Source organism: Cryobacterium sp. Y62 (assembly GCF_002929785.1).
Taxonomy (GTDB): domain Bacteria; phylum Actinomycetota; class Actinomycetes; order Actinomycetales; family Microbacteriaceae; genus Cryobacterium.
This window is the reverse complement of the sequence record NZ_PJJK01000013.1, coordinates 1-1,462: the sequence shown is the minus strand read 5'-3', so window position 1 is coordinate 1,462 and position 1,462 is coordinate 1. Positions and strand designations below refer to the sequence as shown.

Below are 1,462 nucleotides of genomic sequence, written 5' to 3'. Positions count from 1 at the left end.
GGGGTGCCCCTATGTTTTTGTCAAGCAGCGAGTTGGTGTTCAGTTTCGTAGAGGGTGCCGTCTCGCAGCATGGCGAATAGAACATCACACCGGCGTCGAGCGAGTGCGATGAGGGCTTGGTTGTGGCGTTTGCCTTGGACGATTTTTCGGTCGTAGTAGGTCCGTGAGACGGGGTCTCGGAGTGCTGCGAAAGCGGATAGGAACAGGGCGCGTTTGAGGATCTTGTTTCCTCGTCGGGAGGGATGTTCGCCGCGGATTGAGCTGCCGGAGCGTCGGGTCACGGGTGCGAGGCCGGCGTAGGAGGCCAGGTGGCCGGCGGTTTCGAAGTGCTTGCCGGTGACTTCGGTGAGGAGCCGGGCTGCGGTCCTGACGCCGACTCCGGGCATGCTCGTCAGGACGGGGGAAAGAGGGTGGTTGTTCACCAGCTTCTCGACCTCGACGGCGATGTCGGACCGCTGCCGGCGCAAGGCGGCGAGCTGTTCAGCCAAGCGCGGGAGGACCGTTGCTGCGGCATGGGTGCCGACGACCACGACAGTTTGTTCGCCCAGTGCCTGGGTGATTTCTTCTGCCAGGCGGCGGCCCATCCGTGGGGCCAGCTTCAGCAGCCGGTTGGCCATCCGCGTGGTGCCGGCTGTTTTCATCGCCGCCGGTGACGGGTAATGCTGGAGCAGATCTAGCATCGCTGGGTGGTCCAGGTGCGGGCCCACGACCCGCTCCAACGCTGGGTGAATCTGGGTGAGCAGTCCGCGAATTCGGTTGCTGGTCGCGGTCATCTGACCCACGATGTCATCGTCAAAACCACATAGCATCGACAGCTCCGCGACTGACTCATCAGCCAGCTGAATCGACCGCAACGCATGCGGCAGCGTCCGGGCGGCTTGGGCGATGATCGCTGCGTCGCGGGCGTCGGTCTTCGCCTCACCCGCGTGGAGGTCGGCGATGCGCCGCATCGCCAGGCCGGGCAGGTAGCCGACGAGGACTCCTTCGGCTTGGGCGACGGCGATCGGCAAGGCGCCGATCGTGGCCGGCTGATCCACGATAACGAGCACCGTGCCGGACTGTTTCAGCTTCCGCAGCACCGCCCGCATCTTGCCTTCGTCGTTCGGTAATGCTTTGTCGAAGAGGACCTTGCCGGCCCGGTTCAGGGCGACGGCGTGGTGCTCGCCTTTGCCAACGTCGACACCAACGAACACGTCGACGCTGTCATAGTTTTCGATCATGACTGCTCCCATCCACTTGTATTCGTGGCCTGGTCTACGGCGTCAAGTCTCGGCATCCACGTTACGAACGACCTCGGCTTTACGCCTAGTCGAGCCCCTATCAGCGATCACCCGACGCCAATCGAGTCCGGTGACAACACCCCCCGGATCATCAACGACTGGGGGCAACAATCATGCCGGACCCGACAGGCCAACTCCCTCAGATACTCACACCATCCGAGGTTACAAACAAGGTAACGGGG

At 63.1% G+C, this 1,462-nt stretch carries 1 protein-coding gene; it reads right to left on the bottom strand.

Annotation, left to right across the window (positions count from 1 at the left end; all coding sequences use genetic code 11):
• Nucleotides 1-20: 20 nt before the first annotated feature.
• Nucleotides 21-1,220, bottom strand: coding sequence for an IS110 family transposase (locus CXY71_RS00085; protein ID WP_104133716.1), 1,200 nt, complete (start codon nt 1,218-1,220; stop codon nt 21-23).
• Nucleotides 1,221-1,462 lie beyond the last annotated feature (242 nt).